The sequence below is a fragment of the Solirubrobacter ginsenosidimutans genome (assembly GCF_027587205.1).
In genome coordinates, this window is record NZ_JAPDOD010000007.1 from 173,730 (window position 1) to 199,324 (window position 25,595).

The 25,595-nt window shown below is 72.2% G+C and carries 22 protein-coding genes and 1 pseudogene; 14 read left to right on the plus strand and 9 right to left on the minus strand.

The window, feature by feature from the left end; all coding sequences use genetic code 11:
- Positions 1-9: 9 nt before the first annotated feature.
- Positions 10-288, minus strand: a complete 279-nt coding sequence (locus tag OM076_RS11340) for a hypothetical protein (protein WP_270039972.1) — start codon at positions 286-288, stop codon at positions 10-12.
- 60 nt (positions 289-348) lie between these two features.
- Between OM076_RS11340 and OM076_RS11345 the strand changes: the two genes are divergently transcribed.
- Positions 349-720: a protease inhibitor I42 family protein gene (locus OM076_RS11345; protein ID WP_270039973.1), complete on the plus strand. Its 372-nt coding sequence runs from the start codon at positions 349-351 to the stop codon at positions 718-720.
- On the opposite strand, the gene OM076_RS11350 is transcribed toward OM076_RS11345, so the two are convergent.
- The gene (locus OM076_RS11350; protein WP_270039974.1) at positions 615-1,442 is read right to left on the minus strand and encodes an amidohydrolase family protein; all 828 of its coding nucleotides are present in this window, start codon (positions 1,440-1,442) and stop codon (positions 615-617) included. The genes OM076_RS11345 and OM076_RS11350 overlap by 106 nt on opposite strands.
- 102 nt (positions 1,443-1,544) lie before the next feature.
- Here OM076_RS11350 and OM076_RS11355 point away from each other — a divergent pair, with 102 nt between their 5' ends.
- From OM076_RS11355 to OM076_RS11380, 6 genes are read left to right on the plus strand one after another with little or no spacing between them, the layout of a single operon-like run.
- Positions 1,545-2,789, plus strand: coding sequence for an RNA polymerase factor sigma-54 (locus OM076_RS11355; protein ID WP_270039975.1), 1,245 nt, complete (start codon positions 1,545-1,547; stop codon positions 2,787-2,789).
- A 32-nt stretch (positions 2,790-2,821) separates the two neighbouring features.
- Positions 2,822-5,152 carry a metallophosphoesterase family protein gene (locus OM076_RS11360; RefSeq protein WP_270039976.1) on the plus strand — a complete coding sequence of 777 codons (2,331 nt, stop codon included), beginning with the start codon at positions 2,822-2,824 and terminating at the stop codon, positions 5,150-5,152.
- Positions 5,153-5,182: 30 nt separating this feature from the next.
- Positions 5,183-5,608, plus strand: coding sequence for a hypothetical protein (locus OM076_RS11365; protein WP_270039977.1), 426 nt, complete (start codon positions 5,183-5,185; stop codon positions 5,606-5,608).
- 30 nt (positions 5,609-5,638) lie between these two features.
- Positions 5,639-7,090, plus strand: a complete 1,452-nt coding sequence (locus OM076_RS11370) for a hypothetical protein (protein WP_270039978.1) — start codon at positions 5,639-5,641, stop codon at positions 7,088-7,090.
- Between the two features lie 4 nt (positions 7,091-7,094).
- Entirely contained in the window at positions 7,095-8,435 is a 1,341-nt protein-coding gene (locus tag OM076_RS11375) for a hypothetical protein (RefSeq protein WP_270039979.1), read from the plus strand.
- A gap of 17 nt (positions 8,436-8,452) precedes the next feature.
- A complete protein-coding gene (locus OM076_RS11380; RefSeq protein WP_270039980.1) occupies positions 8,453-10,240 on the plus strand; it encodes a hypothetical protein in 1,788 nt (595 codons plus the stop codon).
- Positions 10,241-10,243: 3 nt separating this feature from the next.
- On the opposite strand, the gene OM076_RS11385 is transcribed toward OM076_RS11380, so the two are convergent.
- From OM076_RS11385 to OM076_RS11395, 3 genes are all read right to left on the minus strand, one after another.
- Positions 10,244-11,557, minus strand: coding sequence for a sigma-54-dependent transcriptional regulator (locus OM076_RS11385; RefSeq protein ID WP_270039981.1), 1,314 nt, complete (start codon positions 11,555-11,557; stop codon positions 10,244-10,246).
- Between the two features lie 10 nt (positions 11,558-11,567).
- Positions 11,568-12,188, minus strand: coding sequence for a YegP family protein (locus OM076_RS11390; RefSeq protein ID WP_270039982.1), 621 nt, complete (start codon positions 12,186-12,188; stop codon positions 11,568-11,570).
- 376 nt (positions 12,189-12,564) lie between these two features.
- A complete protein-coding gene (locus tag OM076_RS11395; protein WP_270039983.1) occupies positions 12,565-13,002 on the minus strand; it encodes a PPOX class F420-dependent oxidoreductase in 438 nt (145 codons plus the stop codon).
- Between the two features lie 19 nt (positions 13,003-13,021).
- On the opposite strand from OM076_RS11395, the gene OM076_RS11400 reads away from it, so the two are divergent.
- Positions 13,022-14,389, plus strand: coding sequence for an SH3 domain-containing protein (locus tag OM076_RS11400; RefSeq protein ID WP_270039985.1), 1,368 nt, complete (start codon positions 13,022-13,024; stop codon positions 14,387-14,389).
- Here OM076_RS11400 and OM076_RS11405 read toward each other — a convergent pair.
- Entirely contained in the window at positions 14,386-14,610 is a 225-nt protein-coding gene (locus OM076_RS11405) for an SHOCT domain-containing protein (RefSeq protein ID WP_270039986.1), read from the minus strand. The genes OM076_RS11400 and OM076_RS11405 overlap by 4 nt on opposite strands.
- Positions 14,607-15,044 (minus strand): DUF6325 family protein, encoded by a 438-nt coding sequence (locus OM076_RS11410; protein ID WP_270039988.1) that lies wholly within the window; start codon positions 15,042-15,044, stop codon positions 14,607-14,609. Before OM076_RS11410 ends, OM076_RS11405 begins: the two co-directional genes overlap by 4 nt.
- Positions 15,045-15,119: 75 nt before the next feature.
- Here OM076_RS11410 and OM076_RS11415 point away from each other — a divergent pair, with 75 nt between their 5' ends.
- A complete protein-coding gene (locus tag OM076_RS11415; RefSeq protein ID WP_270039989.1) occupies positions 15,120-16,583 on the plus strand; it encodes a WD40 repeat domain-containing protein in 1,464 nt (487 codons plus the stop codon).
- A gap of 3 nt (positions 16,584-16,586) precedes the next feature.
- On the opposite strand, the gene OM076_RS11420 is transcribed toward OM076_RS11415, so the two are convergent.
- Positions 16,587-18,263 (minus strand): FAD-dependent oxidoreductase, encoded by a 1,677-nt coding sequence (locus tag OM076_RS11420; protein WP_270039991.1) that lies wholly within the window; start codon positions 18,261-18,263, stop codon positions 16,587-16,589.
- On the opposite strand from OM076_RS11420, the gene OM076_RS11425 reads away from it, so the two are divergent.
- The gene (locus OM076_RS11425) at positions 18,262-20,997 is read left to right on the plus strand and encodes an EAL domain-containing protein (protein ID WP_270039992.1); all 2,736 of its coding nucleotides are present in this window, start codon (positions 18,262-18,264) and stop codon (positions 20,995-20,997) included. The two genes, OM076_RS11420 and OM076_RS11425, sit on opposite strands and share 2 nt — an antisense overlap.
- A 353-nt stretch (positions 20,998-21,350) precedes the next feature.
- Positions 21,351-21,557 carry a hypothetical protein gene (locus OM076_RS11430; RefSeq protein WP_270039993.1) on the plus strand — a complete coding sequence of 69 codons (207 nt, stop codon included), beginning with the start codon at positions 21,351-21,353 and terminating at the stop codon, positions 21,555-21,557.
- Here OM076_RS11430 and OM076_RS11435 read toward each other — a convergent pair.
- Positions 21,544-22,464 carry a DUF5996 family protein gene (locus OM076_RS11435; protein ID WP_270039994.1) on the minus strand — a complete coding sequence of 307 codons (921 nt, stop codon included), beginning with the start codon at positions 22,462-22,464 and terminating at the stop codon, positions 21,544-21,546. The two genes, OM076_RS11430 and OM076_RS11435, sit on opposite strands and share 14 nt — an antisense overlap.
- 67 nt (positions 22,465-22,531) lie before the next feature.
- On the opposite strand from OM076_RS11435, the gene OM076_RS11440 reads away from it, so the two are divergent.
- The 3 genes and pseudogenes from OM076_RS11440 to OM076_RS11450 form a co-directional block, all read left to right on the plus strand.
- Positions 22,532-22,954 (plus strand): GFA family protein, encoded by a 423-nt coding sequence (locus tag OM076_RS11440; protein ID WP_270039995.1) that lies wholly within the window; start codon positions 22,532-22,534, stop codon positions 22,952-22,954.
- Positions 22,947-23,651: an aminoglycoside adenylyltransferase domain-containing protein gene (locus OM076_RS11445; protein WP_270039997.1), complete on the plus strand. Its 705-nt coding sequence runs from the start codon at positions 22,947-22,949 to the stop codon at positions 23,649-23,651. The genes OM076_RS11440 and OM076_RS11445 overlap by 8 nt, the downstream gene beginning before the upstream one ends.
- Positions 23,652-23,705: 54 nt before the next feature.
- Positions 23,706-25,595: pseudogene (locus OM076_RS11450) on the plus strand (hypothetical protein); the annotation flags it as partial.

Below are 25,595 nucleotides of genomic sequence, written 5' to 3' on the forward strand. Positions count from 1 at the left end.
CGAAGCGACCTACTTGCCCCAGTTGCCCATCCAGCGGGTGCGGCGGCCGTGACGGGCCTGGTGGCGCGTCCACAACGTGGCGGCGGTGATGGTCGCGAAGAACGTCACCCCGAACGCGACGGCATTGGAGGCGGACTCGGACGAGTTGAAGACGAAGTCGCCGAACAGGAACCACACGATGGCGATGAGCACGGAGCCGACGGCGCACCAGCCGATGAGGCGCGGGAGGCCGTACCCGGCCCAGCTCTGGAGCTGCTTGGCGTCGGGGTCTGGATCGGGAGCGCCCACGACGTGACCTTAACCCGGTCGCCCGGACCGTTGGGTTTTCTCGCGGGGTAAGCTCGCGCCGTGCTCACGCTCCTGCTCGTCGCCTTCAGCCTGGCCCACGCGCCGCCCGCGACCAAGACGCTGACGATCTCCGACAGCGGGAAGACGGTCACGATCGCGGCGCACCAGAAGCTCCGGATCAGCCTGGACGAGTGCGGGAGCTGCGGGTACCGCTGGGAGACCAAGGTCAAGCCCGATCCGAAGGTGCTGACGCGGGGACCGCAGGGGCACGAGAACGCCGGCTGTGAGCCGCCGTGCGTCGGCGGCAGCGGCACGACGATCTTCCGCTACACGGGTAAGGCGTCCGGGCGGACGACGCTCCGGCTCGAGTACTTCGGGCCCGGGAAGTCGAAGCCGGCGAAGACCTTCCGGCTCACCGTGCGGGTGCGCTGAACAGGCTCGATCAGGCGCAGTACGTTCGTGCTCAGCACGCGGCGCTCGTCCGCCGGCCGGAGTCCCAGCAGCTCGATCTTGGCGAGTTCGAGGCCGGGGTGCAGCCACGGGCCGTCGCTGCCGAACAGCACCTGCCGCGGGCGCCGCCGCACGGCTTCGGCGAGCAGGTCGAACCGCCGGACCGCGGAGGTGTCGGTGTGCACGTTGCGGTGGCGGATCAGCAGCCCGATCATGGCCACCTGCGCCCGCCACTCGTCGGCGAAGCTGCCGAGGTGCGGGATGATGAACGCGACGTCGGGATACTCGCCCGCGAGCAACTCCGCCGTCTCGACCTCGCCCATCACGTCGTAGAGAACGGGGAGCCGGAACCGCCGCGCCGCCTCGCAGATCTCGCGCGTGATCCGGCCGTCGTGGCGGTGCACTTTGATGCCGCGGAAGTCGTGTTCCTCGACCGCCTCGCGCACCATCGGGTGCACGCGCCCGGCGTCGCGAACCGGGTGCACGAACGCGAACCCATAGAGCCGGCCACGCGAGCGGGCAACGATGCGCGCGACCGCTCGGTTGGCGAGCGCATAGTCGGAGTGAAAGGCCGGGAAGACGACGGTGCGCTCGATGCCCGCCCGTGCCGCTCGCGCGAGGTAGCGGCCGAGATGCGCCTCCGTGTCCCACGGGCCGGTCAGGCCGTCGCCGATCCCGGCGTGGCAGTGGCAGTCGACGATCACGTCTGGGCGCCCAGCAAGATCCGGGCCAGCTGGCCCGCATCTTGCAGCCACGGGACCGTTAGAGTCGACCTGCGGCCGCGCCGCCGCGAGGAGGTTGAGACAGTGTCGTCGTTCGCGCTCCAGATGGCCATGGCGCCCAGGGTCGCCCTGGAGGTCTCGCCCGCCCAGATCGCGTTCAGTGAGCTGCTCGCCGTGCCGTGCGCGGCGATGGAGACGCTGATCGAGCGCGAGCTGTGCGCCAACGCGGCGCTGGAGCGGCTCGACGCCGGCGAATGTCCGATCTGCCGCGGCTCGTGGCGGGTGCGCTGCCCGGTGTGCTCGGTGCCGCGGCGGCGCGAGCGCGCGACCGGCGACATCGCCGATGTCGCCGCCGCCGAGCCGGACGCCCAGGAGTTGCTGCGCGCCGCGCAGCTGGAGACGTGCGCGGCCGACGCGCCGATCGTCGAGGCCGTGGTCGACAGCCTCGACGAGCACGGGCTGCTGGATCGCTCGTGCGCGGAGATCGCCGGCGAGCTCGGCGTCGGCGAGGCCGACGTCGGGCGGGTGCTCGGGGTGATCCGCAGTGTCGGGCCGCCCGGTGTCGGCGCCGCCGACATCAGCGAGTGCCTGCTGCTGCAACTCGACGCGCTCGGTCTCGACGACGCCGATCTCGCCCGCGCGGTGATCGCCGGGCACCTCCCGGCACTGGCGCGCGGACGGTTCAGCTCGATCGCGCGAGCGCTCGGAGTCCCGCGCGCGCGGATCTGCGAAGTGCTCGAGCTGATCCGCCGCCGGCTGCGGCCGTACCCCGCCTTCGACGGCCGCGCCGCGGCGGTGACGTCCTACGTCGTCCCTGACGTGGTCGTGCGCCAGGGCGACGGCGGCTTCGCCGTCGAGCTGGTCGAGCCCGTCATGATGCGGCTGGGCGTGCGCTCCGGTGCGCCGGAGGCTTCGCGGGCGAGAGCGTTTCTCGCCCAGCTCCACGACCGCTGGAACACGCTGCGGCGGGTCGCCGAGTACACCGTCGAGCGCCAGCAGGACTTCCTGACCGACGGCCCGGCGGCGCTGCGACCGCTGACGCGCGCCGAGGTCGCCGCCGCTCTGGACCTCCACGAGTCCACCGTGAGCCGCGCGATCGCGGGTAAGCACGCGCTGGTCCCGGACGGCACGATGCTCCCGCTGTCGCGGTTCTTCGGCGTCAGCGGCGGCGTCGACGGCGAGCTGCGCCGGCTGCTCGAATCGGCCGTGGACCCGCTGTCGGACCAGCGCCTCACGGATCTCCTGCGAGACGCCGGCTATCCGATCGCTCGCCGGACGGTCGCCAAGCACCGGGCGCGACTCGGGTACAACGCCGCGTCGCTGCGCTGAGAATTGGCCCGCTTCTTGCAGCCATGCGCAGCGTGGCCACGAAACAGTACGCAGTCGTCCTCAGTGACGTTCACATCGGGAACAACACACCGACGTGCTGGTACCAGGCGTCGGTCCACGAGCCGCAGCTGTCCGCGGCGCTCGCCTGGATCCTCGCCCACCGCGAGAGCATTCGCGAGGTCGTGCTGCTCGGCGACCTGTTCGACGTCTGGACCTATCCACCGTCGATGCGGCCGCCCACGATGCACGACATCATCACGGCGAACCCCGGGATGCTCGGGGCGGGCGGACCGCTCGCAGCCGTCGTCCGCGCGTTCCCAGGCGAGGTCCGCCTGCTGCTCGGAAACCACGACGGCAGCCTGACGAGGGCCGACATCGACGAGCTCAACGCGTCGCTCGGCGGGCGGATCGAGCTGGTCGGCGGGCGCTGGCGCGCGGTCACCGGGACCAGCGGCAAGCGCACGGTGTTCACGCACGGCCACCACGAGTGCATGTTCAACGCGCCGGACTCCCGCTCGCCCTGGGCGACGATCCCGATCGGCCACTTCGTCTCGCGCGCGATCGCCTACCAGTTGTCGAGGACGCTGCCGCGGGGACGCACCGCCGCCGACCTGCCCGGTATGGGCAACCCGACCGGCGTCGATGTCGCCGCCATCCTGCGCAGCTGGAACCGGCGTGACGACCTCGCCGCGTTCCTGATCGAGTACATCTGCCGCGTCACCGGAATGCCGCAGACGCACCCGGTCGTCATGCCCGGCGGCGCGACGACCACGGCGCGCGCCGCGGCGAGTGCGTTCGCGGGGCTGTTCACGCTGTGGCTGGGTCGTCTCGGCCGCTGGGAGGATGCGCTGCGCGCGGCGAACGCGGACCGCGGCGGCGGCGACGACCTCGCGTACTTCGGACAGAAGCTGGCGATGCAGACCGCGAGCGACCTCGCCGTGATGGGCCACACGCACAGCGCCGTGGCCGGCGTCGACGTCTCGCCGGTCGACTACGTCAACAACGGCTACGCCTGCGTCGCGCGTCCGGACGCGCCCCGCACGCCGTACACGTTCACGCAGGTCGACCTCAAGAGCGCCACGGCACAGATCATGGCCGTGGTGCCGGCCGGCGCCGGCTTCGGCGTGGCGCCCGCGCGCGTGCGGCGCCTGCCGTCCGCGGTCGTGCACGGCCGCGATTACTCGTCCTACGGACGGATCTACAACCGCACCACAAGGCCACTGCAGCTCGTCACCTCCTGGAAGGACTCCGCGAACTGGTGGGCCGTGCGGCCACCCGCGCTGATCCCGCCGCAGTCGCGACTGGACATCTGGGTGCAGGACACGCCGCTGAGCCCGCGAGGCTCCGACACCCGCTTCAGCTACACCGACGGTCGCAGCGTCTACCGCTTCGCGATCACGTGCCCCACCATGCTCAGCAACGCCGTCTCTTCCTCGGTCCCGTACGAGACCAAGGTGGCGTCGGGTGCCTGGCGGCCCGGCCGGGTGGACGGGTCCGGTTACCCGGTGCAGGCGCGCTTCTACGTCGGCGCCGCAGTCCCGGCGCCGCCCGCGGTCCCCACGCCCGGCATGGGGCCGGCGGTCCCGGCGCCCGCGCCCGCCTCGGCGCCGACCGAGCCGGTGCACGTGCTCGCGGCGCGCGAGATCCTCGCCCGCGCGGGCACGCCGCCGGAGCGCGGGATCGTGCTCTGCGTCACCCGTCTGGAGGCCGGCGATGGACAGCCGCTGCTGGACACGGCGACGGACCGATCGCGCACGCGGCTCACGAACCCGCCGCGGCACCTCCTCAGTCCCGAGGTGCAGACCTCGCCGCCCGTCGCCGGGCGGCGCTACGAGTACGTCTGGATCCAGCCCAACGTGCCACCGACCGCGCCGCCGCTGACCGGCGGCATGGCGTTCCTGCCCGCTCAAGGCGAGCCGCTGACCGTCGTCACGTTCAATGTCGCCGGCCTGGACGAGCCGCGGCGGCGCTGCACCAACGGCCACCACGCGGAGATGCAGCTGGTCGGCTTCGTCAACGCGCAGCCCGCCGCGTGGCGAGCGCGGCTCGCCAAGCTCGCGCTGCACAACTACTCGCGCCGCGGACCGACGTGGGGCTACAGCGCCTGCAACGGATGCCTGCACGATCTCGCCGTCTTTCTCGAGACACTCAACCACCAGCGCCGGGCGGGGCGGATCCGGGCCAGCATCTCGTGGGAGCGCCTCTACGACAAGAACCGCGCCTGCGGGCACCCCACGGACGCGGCGAACATCCGCCGCCTGGTGGCGGCCGGCTGGGACGAGCCGATGGGCCCGCGCCCCGCGGGCACGCGCTGGCCCGTCACTGCGGCGGCGCCGGCACGGCCGCCGGCGCTCGTGGGCTGACGTGGCCCGCTTCTTGCAACGACCCGTGGCATGTACGCCCACCAGCGACACGCCGGCGAGCTGGCCGCCGAGTTGCTCGACGTCGTCAACGAGGCCGAGCTCGAGGCGTTCCTCTGCCGGCTCGTGCGGACCGCGGGCGCGAGGCTCGCCCCCGCCGCCGGTCACGAGCTCGTCGCGGTGCTCCGCGACGCCGCCGAACGCACCCTGCCGACGCTGACCACGACGGCGCTGCCGTCCGCCACGCCCGGGTCGGTGACGGCCAAGCGCGCGGCTCGTGCCTACGGCATGGAGCTCGAAGGCATCAGCGCGGAGGACCGCGACTACGAGATCGCGCGCCAGTTCGTCCGCTTCGCGCAGGCGGCCGCGGCGCGCGCGTCCACGGCCCCGGTGGGCGTGGCCCTCGGGAGGGCCGGCCGCGAGTTCGCGCCCGGGCTCCTCTCCCCGCACGCGACGTGATCAGCAGCACACCAGCACGGGAGATCCCACATGTTCGAGACAAGCATGGAGTCGGAGTACGAAGGCGGGCGCCGGCGCAGACGGTACGGACCGCCGGGCCAGTCGGAGTACGAGCGCTACGGCGAAGGCGAGGAGCAGTTCGCTCCCGGCGAGTACGAGGGCGAATCCGAGTACGAGGGCGAGGGCGAAGGCGAAGGCGAGTACAGCGGGTTCGGCCCCGGCGAGTACGAGGGGGAATACGAGGGCGAGGGCGAGGGCGAAGGCGAGGGAGAGGAGGAGCGGTTCTTCCCGCTGATCCCGATCGCCGGCAAGGTCCTCGGCGGCCTGCTCGGCGGCCTGCTCAAGGAGGGCGAGGGCGAGGGCGAATACGAGGGCGAGGGCGAAGGGGAGGGCGAGGCCGGCGAGGCCGAAGAGGAGTTGCTCGGCAAGATCCTCTCGTCCGTGCTCGGGCGCGAGACCGAATACGCCGAGGCGCCGCTGCCACCCGCGCACGAATCGCAGTTCGCCGAACGCCTGATGGAGGTCTCCTCCGAGGAGGAACTCGCGCAGGTGCTCGGCGGGATCGTCAACGCCGTTGGCCGCGCCGTTCAGGGCGTGCGCACCGCGGTCAACTCGCCACAGGGGCGCGCCGTCATCAACGCGGTCGGACCGGTGGCGCAGGCCGCGCTCACCGGCGGCGGCTCGATGCTCGAGTCCGAAGCAGGCGAGCTCAGCCACGAGCAGGGGCACTACGAAGCGGCCCGCCGCCTCGTCCAGCTGACCTCGACGGCGGCGCGCGACGCGGCCATGGCTCCGGCCGGCGCCGATCCGGAGCTGGTGGGCGAGTTCGCGCTCTTCCGCGCGGCACGCCACTTCGCGCGCCCGTTCTTCTTCCGCGGGCTGCGCGCGTTCTCCCCGTACGCGCGTCGCTACTACGGCCGCGGCTACTACGGCTACCGGCGCCCGTACGCGGGGCGCTACGGCTATGGCTACCGCTACGGCTACGGCCCGCGTCCGTGGGGCTATCGCGGCTACGCGTACCCGCCCGCGTGGGCGTACCCGCCGCCGCCACCGCCCGAGCCGATGCCGGTGCCCGAGCCGCCGCCTCCGCCCCCGCCGCCGCCTCCGCCCCCACCACCGCCGCAACCGCCGGCCGGCGCCGACGCGCAGGCCCAGGCGCCCGCCGGTGGCGGAGCCGGCGGCGGCTCGGGCGGGGCCCAGAGCGAATGGGGCTGGGGCCGGCGCCGCGGCTACGGCGGCTACCGCGGCCGGTACCGCGGATACCGCGGCTATCGCGGGGGCTGGGGCGGCCGGTACCGGGGGTGGCGCTCCGGCGGCTATGGCGGCTATGGCGGCTATGGCGGCGGCGGCGGTGGCGGGGACGAGGACGACGACGGCCAGCAGCAGGAGAGCGGCTTCGGCCCTTACGGCGGCATGGACGGCGGCGGTGCGAGCGGTCGCTGGATCCGCCGCGACGGCAAGATCATCCTGTTGGGCGTCTGAGCCGATGCGCGACGAGCCGTCCGCGACCTGGCTGCTGGAGCAGGAGACCCGCGCGCTGTTGACCCGCCTGGCAGCGGTCCAACCGTTCGTGCTCCAGGAGACCCATGTCGCGGCGGCGGCGCTCTCACCCGCCGCGCTGGCGGCGATCGAGGACTACCTGATCACCGGCCGGCGCGAGGTGCACCGGCGCGCCCGGGCCTTCCTGCGCTGGCTGCGCGGCCCGGGCGCCACGGCTCCCGCGGCCGAGCAGCAGCGGCGCTTCTGGATGCTGCGGTTGAGCTTCCAGAGCGCCCTGTCGCAGTTCGACCTGTTCTCGGAGGTGATCACGCAGCGCAGCGAGCACGACAACGGCGTCCTGCTGTCCGGCCTGGACGTGGCGGCCGCGGAGGCGCTGCTCGTGCCCGGCGACTTCTATGAAGGCCCGCCGGTGATCTGCTCGCTGCACCGCGGGCTCGGCGGATCGATCCGCCGGGTCCAGACTCGCCTGCCGGGCGGCGGCGAGACGCCCGTGGCGCTGATCCGCATCCCGCGCGAGCGGATGATCGGGTACGGCATCGCGTCCTCGCTCGTGCACGAGGTTGGCCACCAGGGTGCGGCGCTGCTGCGCCTCGTGGATTCGCTGCGCGCCCCGCTGCGCGAGATCCGCCGGCACGCGCGGCCGCGCCCGGCCTGGGACATGTGGGACCGCTGGATCTCGGAGATCGTGGCCGACTACTGGGCGATCAGCCGGATCGGCATCGGGTCGACGCTCGGCCTGATCGGCCTGGTGAGCCTGCCCCGCGGCTTCGTGTTCCGGCCCTCCGATGACGACCCGCATCCCATGCCATGGGTGCGGGTCCTGCTCAGCTGCGCGATCGGCGACCGCCTGTACCCGGACCCGCAATGGGAGCGCCTGGCTGCCACGTGGCGCGCCATGTACCCGCTCGCCGGCCTCCGCCCGGGTCTGACGGCGGTGATCGCCGATCTGCGGGCGACCATGCCGGAGTTCGTCTCGCTGCTCGTCGAGCACCGCCCGCCGCGCCTGCGTGGCTGGGCGCTCGGCGAGGTGCTCCGCAACCCGGAGCTGCAGCGCGAGTCGCTGTTGAATCGCTTCGCGTCGTGGGAGGCCGAGCCCAGCCGGATGGAGCTGACGCCGCCCACGGTCGCGTTCGCCGTCCTCGGGCAGGCCCGCGCGAGCGGGCGCCTCTCACCCGAGCGCGAGAGCCGCCTGCTGCGCCGGCTGATCTCCGCCTGGGCGGTGCGCAGCTCGCTCGCGACCGCTCGCGCCACGACCGAGACCGACATGTTCGTCGGCCAACCCACGATCTGGGCCGGCGAGCCGCGGCGCGCGGCTGCCGTCACCTGACAGGAAGGAACAAGACAATGACCACGCCCACCAAGCACTGCACCATCACCGCCCAGCCGCCCCGGATCGCCGCCGGCGGCATCGTGCTCCTGACCGCCACAGTCCCGGCATGCGAGGCGGGTGACTACACGGTCGAATGGATCGTCGAGGGCCCGACGCGGCCGCCGGATCAGGCCGCCCGCATCGCCCTCCTCGGCGCCACGACGGTGACCGGAGGCAAGGTGACCCTCGGCGATACGGGCGGGGACGAGATCCGGGCGACCCTCGACACGACCCCGCTGGAGGCAGGCTCGTGGCGCGTGTCGGCCAAGCTGACCAAGGTCGGCGGCGACGGCAGCATCGACCTGTGCTCGGAGAACATCGAGGTGACGCCGCGGCCGTTCGCGGCGGGCGACGACGTCGCCGTCACGCTCAAGCGCGCGGCGGTCCCGGCCACGCAGGATCAGCCGCTGTGGGTCGCGATCCGCAACAGCGCCAACGCGCTCCGCTTCGACCGCTACAGCCAGTTCATCGAGTCGCTGCTGTGCGCGGAGTCCGACGAGCCGCTCAGCGGCCGGGAGCGCAAACGTGCCGAGCACAAGCTGCGCAAGGTCAAGCGCCGCACCGCGTTGCCGTTTCCGAACGTCGATCGCTACCGGGTCCTGAAGGCCGCCACCGAGGTGTTCCTGATGACCCACTGCGGCGTCGACCTGCGCGACTTCCGCAACGTAGACGTCGAAGAGGAGAGCGCGCGGCTGAACCGGCAGGTGACGCGGGCCGGCCTCGAGGAAGAGATGCGCGAATACCTCCAGCGCGTCGCGGCCGGCGACGGCGAGTTCCTCGACGTGCTCCCGTACCTGGCGCTGATCCGCCGCCAGCTGGGTGACGTCGCGATCGTCGGCATCGACCGCGAGGGCGACGAGGCGGCCGAGATCTGCTTCGGCATCCTCGCGGAGAAGCTCGAGCAGCCGTGCTTCCTGGAGCTGTTGCACGAGTACTGGAACGACGAGGCCGGCGTCTTTCACACGATGAACTCGATCATCCGGCGCTTCCAGAACCGGCGCGCTCGCGGGCGCGATCCGCTGATCGGGATGGACATCAACCCCCTGCGGCCGCTGAACAACCTGCTGTGGGGGATGGTCCAGGACCAGCAGCACCGGCTCACGACCGCCCGGCGGGCGTATGAGTACGACCACCACTACGGGCTGGCGCTGGCCACGAGGCCGCGTCCGCCCGTGCGCGGCGCCGACTCGCGCTCGCGGTTCATCGGGGCCTACCACCACCTGCTGGCGCTGTGCGCGGTCTTCTACACGCAGGACGACAACACCACGGTGATCGCCGACGGCTTCCCGGTGCTCAACGCGCTCAAGGAGACGCACCTGCTGCTCACCGAGGGCGCGCACAACCAGTACGGCGACCTGCCGTGGACTGCCCGGCACGAGGCCCTGATGTACCAGTGGATCCTCGCGAGCCCGGAGATGCGCGAGTTCCTGCCGATGCGGACGATGGTCGCCTACCCCGAGCCGTGGATCGGGTCGGTCGAGGCGATGAACAAGCTCCAGGGCTGGGCGGACATGTCGGTCGTGCACTTCCGCGACCTGTCGGTGTTCGGCGAGCAGCTGCTGCTGGGGATCCGCTTCGGTGCGTGGTCGGACGTGATCGACCCCAACCAGGCGGCGAACTGGGTCCGCTATTGGCGCCCGGAGATCCAGGGCTACATCCACGCCTACCGAGCGGTGACCGGCGTCGACCTCACCCAGCGCGGGGACCGCTCGCTGCCGCCCTACGGCCCGCGCCACGGCGCGCCCGCCGGCGCTTACCGGTGACGTTCAGCCGCGCGCCGCGACGGACGCTACGTCCGCCGCGGCCGCGGCGATCTCCGCCGGCGTCGCGCCCTGCGCCACAGCGCGGCGGATGCTGTGCGCGAAGTCTCCGTCGCGCCACGGTGTGCGCTGCGGTGCGGGCGCCGGCCGCTCGCAATCGGGGATGTCGCCGACGCTCACGACGCCGGCGCCGAGGTAGCGATGGACGATGCGCAGCGCCAGGCTGCGCAGGTCGCGGACGTTGCCCGGGTACGGGCGGCTGACGAGCAGCTCGCGCACCGCGTCCTCGAGCTCGGGTGGCCGACCCTCCGGGTGGGCCTCGCGGAAGAAGTGGTGAAACAACGGGAGGATGTCCTCGCGGCGTTCGCGCAGGCTGGGCAGGTGCAGCGTGCAGCCGGCGATCCGGTAGTAGAAGTCGTTGCGGAACGCGCCCTTGGCCTGCTCGTCGGCGAGGTCGCGGTTGGTGGCGCAGATGAGCCGAAAGGAGCTCTTGCGCCAGGTGTTGCTCCCGACGCGCTTGAACGTGCCTTCCTGGATCACGCGCAGCAGCTCGGCCTGCAACGGGGCCGGAAGCTCGCCGACCTCGTCGAGGAACAGCGTGCTGCCGTGGGCGAGCTCGAAGGCGCCCTCGCGCGCGGCCGACGCGCCGGTGAACGCGCCCTTCTCGTGACCGAAGAACTCGCTGCCCGACAGCGAAGGCACCACGGTGCTGCAGTCCAGGACCACGAGCCGGCGCTTGTTCGGGCGCGGGTCGAGCTCGTGGATCAGCTGCGCGACGCGCTCCTTGCCGGTGCCGCTCTCGCCGGTGATCAGCACCGCGGCCTCGGTGAAGCGTGCGACCTCGACCGCGTCGCGCAGCACCGCCCGCCACGCCGGGCTCTCGCCGACCAGGAACTCCTGTACATGCGCGCACTCGACGAGCTCGTCGATCGTCTGCCAGCGGCGCAGCCGCTCCGCGACCTGGCGCGCCGAGCTCTCCGCATCGCACCAGCTCAAGACGTCCGACGCGCCGGCGCGCAGCAGGCCCCAGCTGTCGTCGCCGAGCTCGCCGCCGTTGGCGGCGAGCGCCAGGATCCGTTCCGAGCCGCCGTCGGCCACCGCATGGATCGAGTCGGCGGCCGCCGCGGCGCTGCCGGCGAACACGACGACCCCGTTGCGCGGCCGGTCCGCGACCGGGTCGCGGGAGCACAGCTGCACGCCGCGCTCGCCGAGGCCGCGAACGACCGGCTGGACGAGCGAGTCCGAGGCACCGACGACCTCGAACCACGCGTCGACCGGCGATTCGATCGCCGGGTTGCAGCGCGTCGCGGTGGAGGGCACCGGAGTGGGCTCAGGGACGAGAAGTGCCGCCGCCGGCCTCGTCGTCGGCCTGCGCCGCCGTGACGGCCTCGCTCTCGGCGAACTCCTCGAGGACATCGGCGGCGGCGCGTTTGGTCGCCGCGTCGGCTTCGAGCTCGGCGGCGATGGCGGACTTTTCGCTCGCCGCGCGCGCGTCCGCGTCGTCGGCCAGGGCGACGCCGCGGACCGCGTGCAGCGCCGCCTCTTCGCGCAGCGCTCCGGCGACGGCGTCCTTCACCCGTGCCACGGTCTTGAGGTCCTCGGCGATGGCGACGTGGTCCGCGGCCCGGACCTTCAGCGCGGCCGCGCGTGCGGCGGACTGCGCCTGCACGCCCGTGCGCTGCCGGCGCTTGCGGCGGGTCAGGCGCTCCCCGACGATCAGCGGATCGACGCCGTCCACGAGGTCGAATTCCGTCACCGGGAGCGCGATCGTGCGGAACTCGTCCGCGGTCGTGTCGACGACCTCGGCGTGACGCAGCGCGGAGATCGCGCGGCGCACGCGTTTGGGCGAGCGATAGGTCTCGGGGCTCTGCGCCACCTCGTTTCCATCGGCGACGAGACGCCATCGGAAACGATCGTCGTCCGCGACGATCTCGAACAGGGTGCGCTTCATCTCTCGTTTCATCGGGCCTCCCCGTACAGTCGAAGCGCGTCGGCGGCGTAGCCACGCCGGCGGCGGATCACGTCTTGGACCGCGGCGATCGCGTCGCACAGTGCAGGCTGCGCGCCTGCCGGAGCGCGTTGCTGGGTCCAATCGCCTATCGCCGCAAGTGCCGTCATGCGCTGACCTCGTGCCGAACGGGCCGTTCGGCTCAGCTGCTGCAAGATGCGGGCCAAGTCGAAAGCGGACCGCGACTGCGCAACGGAAACTCCGTGGCAACCTCCCAAGCGCCCGGCAGCGTGTCAACCACGCCGCTCACGGGCGCCTATACGTCAGGTTGAGGACACTTCGCGATGTCCGCGCGACGACAAACCGGAAACCGCGGGGATCACGCCCAGGGGCCGACGCCGCCGACGCGCTCGAGGGTGTAGCGGACGGTGTACCCCGGTCCCCGTGGGGCCGGGAACGGCGCGTCCGGGGCGATGTAGACCTTGGCCAAGCGGTCGAGCAGCTCCCACGCGTCCTCGCTCGGCCCTTCGATCGCGGCACGCGCCCGGATCACCGCGTGGGGCGCGAGCAGCACGCCCGGTTCGCGCGGCGCTTCGAGCGAGAGCACGACGCGTGGGTCGCGGTCGATGTTGCGCAGCTTGAGTTGCTCGCGGCGCATGTGGCCGCTGACGAGGGTGTCGCCGTCGATGCCGATCCAGATGACCGACACCTGTGGGCTCCCGTCGGCGTTGACCGTGCTCAAGTGGGCCAGCGGGCCGGGCTCGATGAGCGCCCGGAGCTCAGGGGAGACGTTGGGCATCGCGACCGATCTTCTCATCGTCGGTTAGGGTCGCGCCATGAAAGAGGCGGCCGAGTCGCAGGCGGGCCTTGCGCCCGCTCCTCAGGCGCCGGTGGGCGCTTCGGTCTCAGGCGGCGCGGGAGCGGTCGCGATGGTGCTGCGGATGCAGAGCACGCACGGCAACGCGCACGTGTCCCGGCTGCTCGCGCAGCAGCGGGCGGGGGTGCTGGGACGGATGCCGATCCGCCGCGGCGCCGGCCACGGATCGCTCGCCGAGGCCGAGACCGCACACGTCTACGAGCAGCCGAACGAGTCGAGCAAGGTCGTCGGCGAGCTCGCCAAGGGCAAGACGGTGGACCTGAGCTCGGACGAGGGCGATTTCTACGGCGTGGTCTTCGAGAGCACGAAGGGCTACGTCAAGAGCAGTGAGCTGGCCACGGCGATCGACGAGCTGCCGGCGGCCAAGGACGCCGAGTTCGCCGCGAAGGCCAAGACGGCGACCGACGCGATCGACGCTGCCGGCCATGTCGCGGGCAAGGCGCTGCGCGGCACCGGCACCGCGCCGGTGTCCAACGCCGGCGCCGGCCTGCCCGACTGGTTCCGCCAGCTCCAGTACAAGCTCATGATGGTCACCACGTGGGCGAAGGAGGAAGAGGACGCCCAGCAGATCCTCGACGACTACCTCAACTACTACATGGAGGCCTGGCACGGCGACCTGCCGCCGAGCCTGAAGTTCCTCTTCCAGTACGCGGGGCGCAGCTCGATCAACCAGGCCAGCGCCGCCAAGGGCGGCGAGGAGAACGTGGGGAAGTTCGGCGGCGGGCTCAACGACAAGGGCAAGCCGAAGCCGAACTGGTGCACGCAGACCAGCTCATCGGCGATCATCGCGGCGCTGCGCGACATGGGCTACGCGCCGGCGACCACGAAGATCGAGCAGTTCCTCGCCAACATCTCCTTCCAGAAGGTCGGCGGCGTGCCGAACCTCGTGTCCGCCCCGGCCGCCTACACCGCTCCGCTGATGCCGGGCGACCAGGTGATGTACCTCTTCGACGGGTGCCAGTACGGCGGCCACACCGTCACCGTGGTCGACGATCTCGGCGACTCCTTCCTGCACATCTCCGGCAACACCGGGGACGCGATCGCCGTCGGCGTCGGCGAGGCGAAGCGGCTCACGAGCGAACCGAAGGTCAAGGCCGGCGGCTCGTTCAAGCTGGGCGAATGCAACAAGACGTCCACCCAGGAAGAGCGTGACGCGTCCACGAAGTACATCGACGGGCTCGACTTCGGCGGCAAGTTCCTGACCTACTCGATCATCCGCGACAGCGCCTTCTTCGCCGAGATCGAGTCGATCCCCGGGCTCCCGCAGGACGAGCAGGACAAGCTGCTCAACAAGTACAAGCTCCGCCGCGTGACCGTCTCGACCTAGTTCTGAGCCACGAGCAGCTCGGCCTTCTTGGCGGCGAACTCGGCCTCCGTGAGGATGCCCTCCTGCTGCAGCTGCGCGAGTTGTCGCAGCTGGGTCACCAGCTCGATCTCCTCAGCCGAAGGGGTCGCGGGCGCCGGCATCGCCGGTGGCGCCGGCGGCGGGCTCGGCTCCGGCTCGTCGCGATGGCCGAGCAGACGCGGCCGTCCGTGCCGCCCCCTCATGACGCCACTCCCTCGTGCTCGCGCGCGGCCACGACGGTCGCGTGCGGGATCCGCCCGAAGTCGACGAGCACGCCGTCCGCGGCCCGGACGGCGTCGGCGATCGTGCGCGCCCACAGGTTCTCCCACACGATCATCGCCGCCGAGGAGCCCGGCTCCAACTCGGCGGCGGCGGCCAGCACGTCCTCTTCGTTGAACAGGGTCTCACCGGCGACGCCCGCCGACTCGAACCCGGCCCGGACCTCCTCCTCGATCTCGTCGAGGTCGAAGGCCGAGATCTCGCCGGCCTCGTCCTTGCGGATGAACGCGACGTCGATGATGCGGATCGTGCCGTTCTCGGTGAGCTCGGCCAGCGCCGGGGCGATCCTTCCGGTAAAGCGGCTCCCCGGGAACGCGATGATCGCGTAGTCCACGGGTCCGATGTCCTCATTCGCCATGTTCGACACCCTGGGCCGCGAGAGGGTGAGCGACCCTCATGCTCGGCGGATGATCTGGTTACAGTCCGCGCGCAAATGACCTCCGACACGTTCCCGCATGCGCAGGCCTTCGCCCTCGGCGTCTCGTTCGACATGCGCTTCGCGCCGGACGAGTCCGCGCTGTACGTCGTCGCCTCGCGCCTGCAGCGCTGGGACCTGCACACCGGCAAGCGCACCCACGCGGTCGCGTGGTCCAACGGCCACGGGATCGACGTCTCCCCCGACGGCACGCGCGTCGTCTCGGCGAACACGAGTGGCGACGTGATCATGCTCGACGCGGCGTCGATGGAGCAGCTCTGGCTCGTCCGCGGGCGCACCTTCGGCGCCGGCACCGCCGCGGTGTTCGTCGCGGGTGGCGCGGCGTTCGTCACGTGCTCGTCGCGCGGCGACCTCGTCGTGCGCGACACGGAGACCGGGAGCATCCTGCTGCACGAGCATGAGGAGGGGCGCCAGATCGTCGAGCTGGCATGTTCTCCGGACCGGGAGCGGTTCGTGTTCATCAACAACCTCGACGGTGCGCCGGCGCTCTACGTGCGGCGCTGGCCGTTCTCCGAGCACGCCGCGCGCGTGCTGCCGATCGGCGGGTCGGCCGACAAGGTCGCGCTCGACGACTCCGGCCGGCTCGCCGTGCAGCGGTATGCCGGTCTCGCGGTCTATGACGTCGAGACGGGGGCCGAGCTGGCGGCGCGCGAGTCCGAGCAGATCGGCGGCCGCGGCATCGCGTGGGCGCCCGACGGGGAGCTCGCGGCGGTCGAGAGCTCCTTCACCACCAACGCGATCGTCGGGCTTGCGGGCGATGCGCTCGAGCCGCGCTGGTCGCTCGAGCTCCCGTTCGCGTGCGCCGTGGCGTATTCGCCCTCCGGCGCGCTGCTCGCCCTCGGGTCGTGGGAGAAAGGGCTCGTCGCACGGCGCTGGGGAGCAGGCGTGGTGGTGCTCGAGGCCCCACCGGCGGATGACGAGGAGCCGGTCAGCGTCGAGCCGCGCGACGACGAGGAGCGCCAGATCATCGAGTACGTCGAGATCGAGGCGTGCGAGGGCGTCGTCAGCCTGGAGAAGGTGGACTCAGCGCGGCTCGGCAGCGTCCGCCACGACATCTGGGACGTGCAGTGCGAGAGCACCCGCTGGTGGGCGATCACCGACCCGCTCGCGGCGTACGACCAGGAGGACCATCGTCATTCCGACACCGCGTTCTCCTTCCATGTCGGGAGCGCCGCCCGGCTCGAGGACGAGGACCGGACCGGCAGCGAGGCCTGGAGCGCGTGGCATCGCGCGGCGGACGCGCTCGCCGACGCGACGTCGGCCGCGGACGCGAGCACGATCGGCGCGGCGCTCGTGACGGCGCTGGCCGCCGCCGAGGTCCCGGACGGCCCGCTCACCCCGCTCGCGAGCGGCCTCGCCGACTACGTGAGCTGGCTCGCCGCCGCCGACGGCGCAAGCCACGCCGAGTGCGAGCTCGCGGTCCATTCGGTCCGCCAGCTGCTCGAGACGCTCGCCGCCTGAGCGTCAGCCGGCGAGCACGTCGTGGGCGAAGCGCACGACGAGCGCGCCGTCGCCGACCGCTCCCGCGACCCGCTTCGACGCGCCTGAGCGCACGTCCCCGGCCGCGAACACCCCCGGCCGCACCGTCTCCAGCATGTGCGGCTCGCGGTCCTTGAGCGGCCAGTTGAGGTAGCCGTCGCAGGTTGCCGCGCCTGAGCCGCAGAGCAGGTAGCCGGCGGGGTCGACGGCGAGCATGCCCGTCGAGGCCTCGGTGCACGGTTCGGCGCCGATCATCACGAAGACCGCGCTGCAGGTCACCCGCTGCTCGGACCCGTCGCGGTTGCGCAGGGTGACCGACTCGACCGTGGCCGCTCCGTCGACGGACGCGATCTCGGTCTGGGTCATCACCTCGATCTGCGGGTGGCGCTCGATGCGGTCGACGAGGTAGTGCGACATGGTCGACTTGAGCGCGTTCCCGCGGACCACGATCCGCACGCTGCGCGCCCGCGAGGCGAGGTGGATCGCGGCCTGGCCGGCGGAGTTCCCGCCACCCACGACGATCACGTCCTCGTCGCGGCTGCGCTCGGCGTCGGTCGGCATCGCCGCGTGGTAGACGCCGGCACCGCGGAAGCGATCGACGCCGTCGGCCTTCAGCTCGCGCCACCGAGCGCCGGTCGCCATCACGACGGAGCGGGCGAGGACGTGCTGGCCGTCGTCGAGGTCGACGCGGACGAGTCCTTCCGGCCCGTCGGCGAGCTCGACGGCGCGGTGGAAGCTCGACAGCACGGCGTCGAAGCGGCGCGCCTGGAGCGTCGCCTTGCGGGTGAGCTCGGTGCCGGAGATCCCGCTCGGGAAGCCGAGGTAGTTCTCGATCCGCGTGCTCGTCCCCGCCTGCCCGCCGGGCGCCCACGCCTCGGCCACCAGCGTTCGCAGCCCCTCGGAGCCGCCGTAGACGGCGGCCGCCAGGCCGGCCGGCCCGGCACCGAGGACGACCAGGTCGAAGCGCTCGCCGTCGACCTCCGCACGCAGGCCGAGCGAGCGCGCGACCTGCGCCGCGGACGGGTTGCGCATGACGTTGGCGGCGTGGACGAGGACCGGGGTCTCCGAGCGCGGGATCTCGAGCCAGTCGAGCATCGCCGCGCTCTCCTCGTCGGTGTCGACGTCGTACCAGCGCACGGGGAGGAGGTTGCGCTCGAGCAGGTCGCGGACCTCGAAGGCGCGGCGGGAGCCGCGGGCGGCGATCAGGCGCATGATCCCGTGGCCCTCGGCCTCGTGCCACGCGCGCCGGGCCAGCAGCGTCCGGAAGATGTGCTCGCCGAACTCGGGCCAGCGGGCGAGCATGTCGCGCAGCCCGGCGCGGTCGAATGCGATCACGTCGGTCGTCTCGACCGCGACGCAGGCGCTGATCGTCGGCTCGCCCGTGAAGGCGGCGATGTCGCCGATGAAGGTCCGGCTGTCGGCCTGCGCGACGTGGACGTCCTTGCCGGGCTTGCGATCGATCAGCTCGACCAGGCCGTGCTCGATGACATAGAACGGCGCGTCGCGGACCGCGTGCTCGTACAGCACCTCGCCGGGCTCGAACGTGCGCCGCTTCCCGCGCTTGGCGAACCACTCGAGCTTGGCGTCGGAAAGCCGGGGGAACATGACCTCGTCGTCGAGGTCGGGGAATCGCTCGCTACGCATCACCCGCGTGGTCGCCATGCTGACGCAGGCTACCGCCGTCGCCGTCGTCCGCTCCAGAACATCGCCTGTCAAGGGCGCCCGGCGCGCGCCGAACAACGAGGACATGGACCGAACCCAGCGAGATGCTGCGCGCCTTGCGACCGTCGCCGCCGTGGTCAGCGTCGGTGCCGCGGTCGTGTCGGTCGCGCGCCGGGGGAAGCCTGAGCCGGCCGCGCCCGCGAGCGAGCTCGTCGGGCTGATCGAACGCGTCGCGGAGGCGACCAGCCGCGCCGCGTCGGTCGACGACGCGCTGCGCGCCTGCGTCGAGCAGGTGTGCCGCTGGACGGGCTGGCCGGTCGGGCACGTGTACTTCGCCGACGCGGAGCGGATGCTGCCCTCGCGCCTGTGGTACCTCAGCGACCCGGCGCGCTTCGCCCGCTTCCGCGAGGAGACCGAGCGCACGGCGATGCAACGTGGCGTCGGCCTGCCCGGGCGGGTGCTCGAGAGCGGTCGCGCCGAGTGGATCGTCGACGTGACCGCCGATGCGAACTTCCCGCGCCACGTGTGTGCCGGCCTGGTCGGTCTGCGCGGCGGGTTCTCGTTCCCGATCCCGATCGCGGGCGAGATGTTCGCGGTCATCGAATGCTTCTCCGTCGACGCCGTCCGGCCGGACGACCGGCTGCTCGAGGTCGCGTCGCACATCGGCAGCCAGCTCGGCCGGATGCTCGCGGGCATGCAGACCGAGCAGGCGCTGCGCGAATCCGAGAGCCGGTTCCGCTCGGTCGCCGAATCCGCCAACGACGCGATCATCGCGGCGGACTCCCAGGGGCGGATCATCTCCTTCAACCCGGCCGCGCAGCGCATGTTCGGCTTCGACGGGGACACCGTCGCCGGGCAGCCGCTCTCGTTCCTGATGCCGGAGCGCTTCCGGCCGATGCACGACGCCGGGCTCAAGCGCGTTGCCGAGCGCCCCGATTCCTCGCGCATCATCGGCAAGACCGTCGAGGTCGTCGGGCTGCGCGCCGACGGCGCCGAGTTCCCGATCGAGCTCTCGCTCTCGACCTGGCAGACCGGCGGGCGCCGCTTCTTCGGCGGGATCATCCGCGACATCGCGTCCCGCAAGGAGGCCGAGGACCAGGCCCGCGTGCTCGAGACCGCGCCCGATCCGATCGTCAAGGTCGATGCCGCGCGGCGGATCGTGCTCGCCAACGCGCGCACCGAGGAGCTGTTCGGCTACCTGCGCAGCGAGCTGATCGGGCGGCCGGTGGAGGATCTCTTCGCGGCCCATTCGAGCCGGCGCGCGGCGGACCGCTTCCACGCCGTCGGGGTCGACGCCGGCGGCGACGCGCCCGAGCAGGCGGTCGAGCTGATCGGTGTCCGCAAGGACGGCAGCGAGTTCCCGGTCGACGTCACGCTCAGCGCGGCTCGCGGGGCCGACGGCATCGTCGTGACCAGCATCCTGCGCGACGTCACCGAGCGCCGCCGCTTCGAGTCCCAGCTGCGCCACCTCGCCGACCACGACCACCTCACCGCGCTCTTCAACCGGCGCCGCTTCGAGGAGGAGCTCGCCGAGTACGCCGCCGTGCGGGGTCGCCGCGGCGCCGTCGTGCTGCTCGATCTCGACCGCTTCAAGTACGTCAACGACTTCCACGGCCACACCGCCGGCGACGAGGTCGTCCGCATGATCGGCCGCGCGCTGACGGGTGTGCTCGCCGACACCGACGTGGTCGCCCGCCTCGGCGGCGACGAGTTCGCCGTGCTCCTCAAGGGCGCCGACCGCAACGAGGCCACGCGGGTCGCGGACCTGATCCTCAACACGGTCCGCGCGCAGGAGCTGGCGATCGGCACCTTGGCGGTGACGACCACCGCAAGCATCGGCGTCGTCCCGTTCAACGACTCGGGGTCAGGCGTCGACGAGTTGCTCGCCGGCGCCGACATGGCCATGTACGCGGCCAAGGAGGCGGGCGGCGATCGCTGCCACGTCTTCGACCACGACGACGAGCATGTCGCGGACATGCAGGCCCGCCTGGCCTGGGCCGACCGGATCCGCCGCGCGCTCGACGAGGACCGCTTCGTCCTGTACTGGCAGCCGATCATCGAGCTGAGCACCGGTGCCGCGACCCACCACGAGCTGCTGCTCCGGATGATCGGCGACGACGGCGAGATCATCCCGCCCGGCGCGTTCATCGACACCGCAGAGCGCTTCGGTCTGATCGGGGAGATCGACCGCTGGGTCGTGACCCGCGCCATCCACCTGCTCGCCGACGACAACGTCGAAGACGGGCACCGGCTCGAAGTGAACCTCTCCGGCAAGTCGGTCGGCGACCGTGAGCTGCCCGAGCTGATCGAGCGCGAGATCGCGCTGACCGGCATCGATCCGGGCCGCCTGGTGTTCGAGATCACCGAGACCGCCGCGATCGCCAACATGGACCTGGCGCGCGCCTTCGCGGAGCGCCTCACCCGCCTGGGCTGCCGCTTCGCGCTGGACGACTTCGGCGCCGGCTTCTCCTCCTTCTACTACCTCAAGCACCTACCGCTCGACTACCTCAAGATCGACGGCGACTTCATCCGCAACCTCCGGGGCAGCCCGACCGATCAGCTGGTCGTGAAGTCGATGGTCGACATCGCCCGCGGCATGGGCATGAAGACGATCGCCGAGTTCGTCGAGGACGGCGAGACGGCGGCGATGCTGCGCGAGATGGGCGTCGACTACTCCCAGGGGTACTTCCACGGCCGCCCGCAGCCGGTGCTCGAGGTCGCCGAGACCTTGTAACCGGGCTCTCATCTGAGGGTCGGCACTGACGATCGGGGCACGCCGGTGCCGTGCGCAACTGACGCCGCATGACGCCACGCGGGGCACCCCAGGTCCGCACAGGGGTGCCTCGTCTAACTCTCGCCTGGCGACACTTTCCCGGGGCACCCCTTGGACATCGCCTCGCGCAGCGACTTGGGGGCCGCCCTGAGCGAAAAGATCAGGGTTCGACCTCGGTGGTGGCGCGGCGCGGCGCCTGGTTCGCTGGGAGACATGAGAACCATGCTCCTCGCTGTACTGGTGTTGATCCTGATCCGTGGTACCCCCGCTCTGGCCGCCGCGACCTACAGCCGCCCGCTCCCGGTGCGACTCGGATGACCGGCGACGTCGAGCGGCGGCTGACCGAGATCGAGGCGCAGCTCGCGCGCGTGTCCGAGCGGCTCGCGCTCGGGGGCCCGGTGGTGCCGGACGAGATCGTGGCGCTCGCCCGCTCCGGCCGCCGGCTGGAGGCCATCCAGCGCTATCGGGCCCTGACGAACGCGACGATCGAGGAGGCGCGGCTCGTCGTCATGGCCCTGTGATCGGCGTGTAGTCGAGCGCCGCGCGATCCCATCCGGCAAGGTCGGCCGCGGCCTCGTAGGTGTCCTGCAGGAACGCGAGCAGCGTCGCGTCCGGGTCCGCGGCCGTGCGAACCGCCTCATAGGGGAGCAGGAACTGGCCGCCGTCGGCGTTGTAGAACGCCTCCGGCGGGCGGATCGTGCGCTCGCGGTAGCCGTCCGGCTCCGGCCAGGCGTAGGCGTAGAAGGCGCCTTCCTCGCCGCCGCCCGCCCAGAAGCCGCAGCTCGCCAGCTCATGCGAGTAGCCCTCGACCATCACCCAATCGGCGCAGTTGGGCGCGCCGCCCGGGTGCCTGGGCGCCGAGCGGCCGGAGAAGCGCGTCACCGCGAGGTCGAGAGCACCCCAGAACAGGTGCACCGGGCTGACCTTGCCCGCGAAGCGCCCGCGGAAGATCGCCAGCACGCGGCTCGCCTGCACGAGCTGGCCGTGAAAGGCCGCGGCGTGCTCGGGCACGTAGGCGCGCGGCTCGACATCCTCCGCGAACGGCACCACATGCTCGATCTCGACCGGCACGGGCCAGATCTCGACCGCGATGCCGAGTGCCTCCAGCGCGGCCATCGTCTGCGCGTAGAAGTCCGCGATCGAGCCGGGGGCGAGCGGGACCTCCCGCTCCCGCCCGCCCTGCACTTCGATGCGCAGGACCTGCGACACGAAGTCGAAGGTCATCGAGAAGAAGCGGTTGCCGTCCGGGATCGCGCCGGTGGTGAAGCCGCGCGGCGTGATGGCGAACGTCACGTGCCACCAGTGGTTGACCATCGGCGCCTTCGCCATGCGCACCTTGCCGGCGATCTGCGTCCACAGCTGCAGCGCGTCGCGCGTGGCCTGCCAGTCGGCGACGCGCAACGCGGGCCAGGGGGATTCGGGTTCCACGCGTCACACCTTCGCTCGCGGGTCGCGCTACCGCAACCGTCACGTGACGGTACGCGATGATGCGGCGATGACCCGCCTCCCTCTCACGGGCGGTTGCAACTGCGGCGCCGTGCGCTACGAGGTGTCGGCGCCGCTTGTGGCCGCGAGCTACTGCCACTGCCGGCGCTGCCAGCGGCGAAGCGGGGCGGCGGCCTCGCCGAATGCCCACCCGGCGCCTGGCGCGTTCCGGATCGTCGCGGGTGAGGACCGGCTGCGCGCGTGGAAGCCGGAGGTGGGCGGCGAGAAGTGGTTCTGCGGCGATTGCGGCTCGTCGCTGTTCGGGCGCAACCCGAGCCACGCCGACCCGATCGGGATCCGGATGGGCACGTTCGACGAGGACCCGGGCATCCGGCCCAGCGTGCGGCAGTTCGTGAGCTCGGCGGCGCCGTGGGAGGCGATCCCGGACGACGGGCTCCCGCGCCACGCCGAGAGCCGCCACGCGGATGGCTGACGTCGCCGCGTACCTCGCCGAGCTGCGCGGTCGACTCGTCGCGCAGCTGGGCGAGGAGCTGATCGCGGCGTGGCAGGTCGGGTCCGGGGCGCTCGGGGACTTCGATCCGGCGCGCAGCGACATCGACGTCCAGGCGGTCACGTCGCACCGTCTCCCGCGGGAGCGGTTGTCGGCGCTGGCGGCCGCGCTGACCGCGGTGCCGTGCCCGGTGCGCGGCGTCGAGTTCGTGCTCTACGCGCGTGAGGATCTCGCCGGCGCCCGCTTCCAGCTCAACCTCAATACCGGGCCGGGCATGGGCCACCACGAGGGCTACGACCCGGACGCCGAGGAGCGGTTCTGGTTCGTGCTCGACCTGGCGATCGCCCGTGAGAACGCCGCGTCGTTGTTCGGTCCCGATCCGGGGACGGTCGTGCCGGAGTTGCCGCGCGCCATGCTCGTCGCCGCGCATCGCCGGTCGCTCGTCTGGTGGGCGGGTTACGACGGCTCGCAGGCGATCATCGCGGCGTGCCGGGCGTGGGCGTGGGCGCTCGAGGGCCGCTGGCTCTCCAAGGGCGACGCCGCCGCGTGGGCCGTGGCGCGGCTCGAGCATCCGGCGCCGGTGGCGAAGGCGCTCGCCCGGCGGGCGGACCCGGCCGAGCCGGCGCCGTCGGCGGCCGAGGTCGATGCCGTGGTCGAGTTGGTGCTCGCCCAAATTTAAGGGTGCGTCACCGATTGCCGGGGGGTGCAGGGTCGTCCTAGGGTCGCCGGTGCCGTGGCCGCGACGCATGAGCTCATCGAGTCCCCGCCCGTCGCGACACCCACCACGGCTCTGCCGCGGCCGGAGGCGCTGCCCCTGCTTCCGGCCGCGGCGGTCCTTTCGCTCCAGCGCTCGGTCGGCAACCAGGCGGTGGCCTCGCGACTCGCGCGCGAGCCCGCGGCGCCGAAGCTGCGCACCGCGCTCGACTCCAAGCTCGTCGTGACGCCGGCGGGTGGCGGGTACTCCGCGGCGCTGCACTTCGGCGACGACTCGGTCGCGGTCGCCACCTACGAGCCGAAGGGCGACACGCCGCTCAACCGCCTGCCGGTGTACCTCGAGGACATCGTCAGCGGCACCGAGGCCGTGGTCAACGTCCGCTACGACCCGGCGGCCGCGGACGTCAAAGCGCTGTTCGAGACGCGCGAGGTCGACGGGGTGCGGATCACGGTCCGCCTGCAGCCGCAGTCGGTCGAGGCGATGACCGTGACGAGCGCGCCCGCGGCGCACGAGGTCGGCTCCGACGGCGCGAACGTCGACGGCAAGGAGACGGTGACCAAGCACTCGGGCGCGAGCGCGACGGACAAGGTCATGGGCTCGATCGCGTCCGCCGAGGGCGGCTTCGCGTCGGTCGAGGGCTCAGACGCCGGCGTCCTGACGTGGGGGCAGGGACAGTGGACGGTCACCGCGGGCGAGCTGCAGAAGGTCCTGACGTTCATCAAGGACCGCCGCCGCGACCTCTTCGACAAGTACTGGGGCAGCGCCGACCTCGACGTCGACGGCAAGGACTTCGTCCACGACGGTAAGAAATGGGGGCCGGCGAAGCGGACGATGATGGAGCTCTTCCGGCCCAACGCGGAGACGATCACCGCGTGGGCGAACCGCTTCGGGCAGGCGGGGATGGACCCGCAGATCCAGCGGCTGCAGCGCGAGTACCTGCGCGGCGAGGTGCACGAGACGCTCGGCAAGAGCATCGGCGGGCGCACGCCGGAGTCGGTGCTCGACACGCGCGGGCAGGCGTACTTCTACTCGATGGACAAGAACCTGCCGGCGGGCGCGCGGGCGAACTTCCAGGCGGCGCTGAAGCAGGTCCCGCTCGCGGAAGGCGCGCAGGTGACCGACGAGCAGAAGACCCAGCTGTCCGACGCGCTCGGGGAGCTCTTCCGCAACAGCAGCGTGATCGCGCGCGACAACGGCAAGCACCACATCATCGCCTTCTGGGGCGAGGGCGGGCGAACGAAGGCGCTGGCGGAGGCCGACGCCGCGATCGCCGCGGGCGGCGACGCGAAGTGGTCGGTCGCTCGCTGGCAGACGCACCGCGAGCAGATGGCGGCGCGGGTCAGCCGCTACTCGAAGACCCGCGCGGACATCGACAAGGCGATCACCCACCAGGAGATCGAGCCGGACGTGCCCGACGGCGCGTTCGGTGACGATCACGCGGCCGCCCCGGCCGCCGGTCCTGGGATGGTGGGCGCGGTGTCGGAGGGCATCGGCCACCTCGTCGACGACGCCGCGGTGATGCTCGCGCTGGCCGCCACCGGCACCGGCCTCGTCGCGCTGCACATCGGCGGATCGGTCGGGCGCGGCGGCAAGAACCAGGCGGCGGACGTCGCGGCCGTATGCGCGCGGCTGGTCGGCGTCGGCCACCCGCCCGGGGCGAACCTGACCGAACTCGGCAACGCGATCGCCCGCTACCAAGCCGAGATCGTCGGAATGCCCCGCCCGGACGGCCGGATCGACCCGGGCGGCCGCACGATCGCCGCACTTCGAGGGGCGGGTGGAGCCGCGCACGGCGGGCCGGCAAGTGGCGCGGCCGGCGCCGGGCATGCCGGCGCGGCGACTGCCGACGCCGGTGGCGCTCACGGCGGGCCCGCGACCGCCGCCCACGCGGGCGCGGCGACAGCCGCC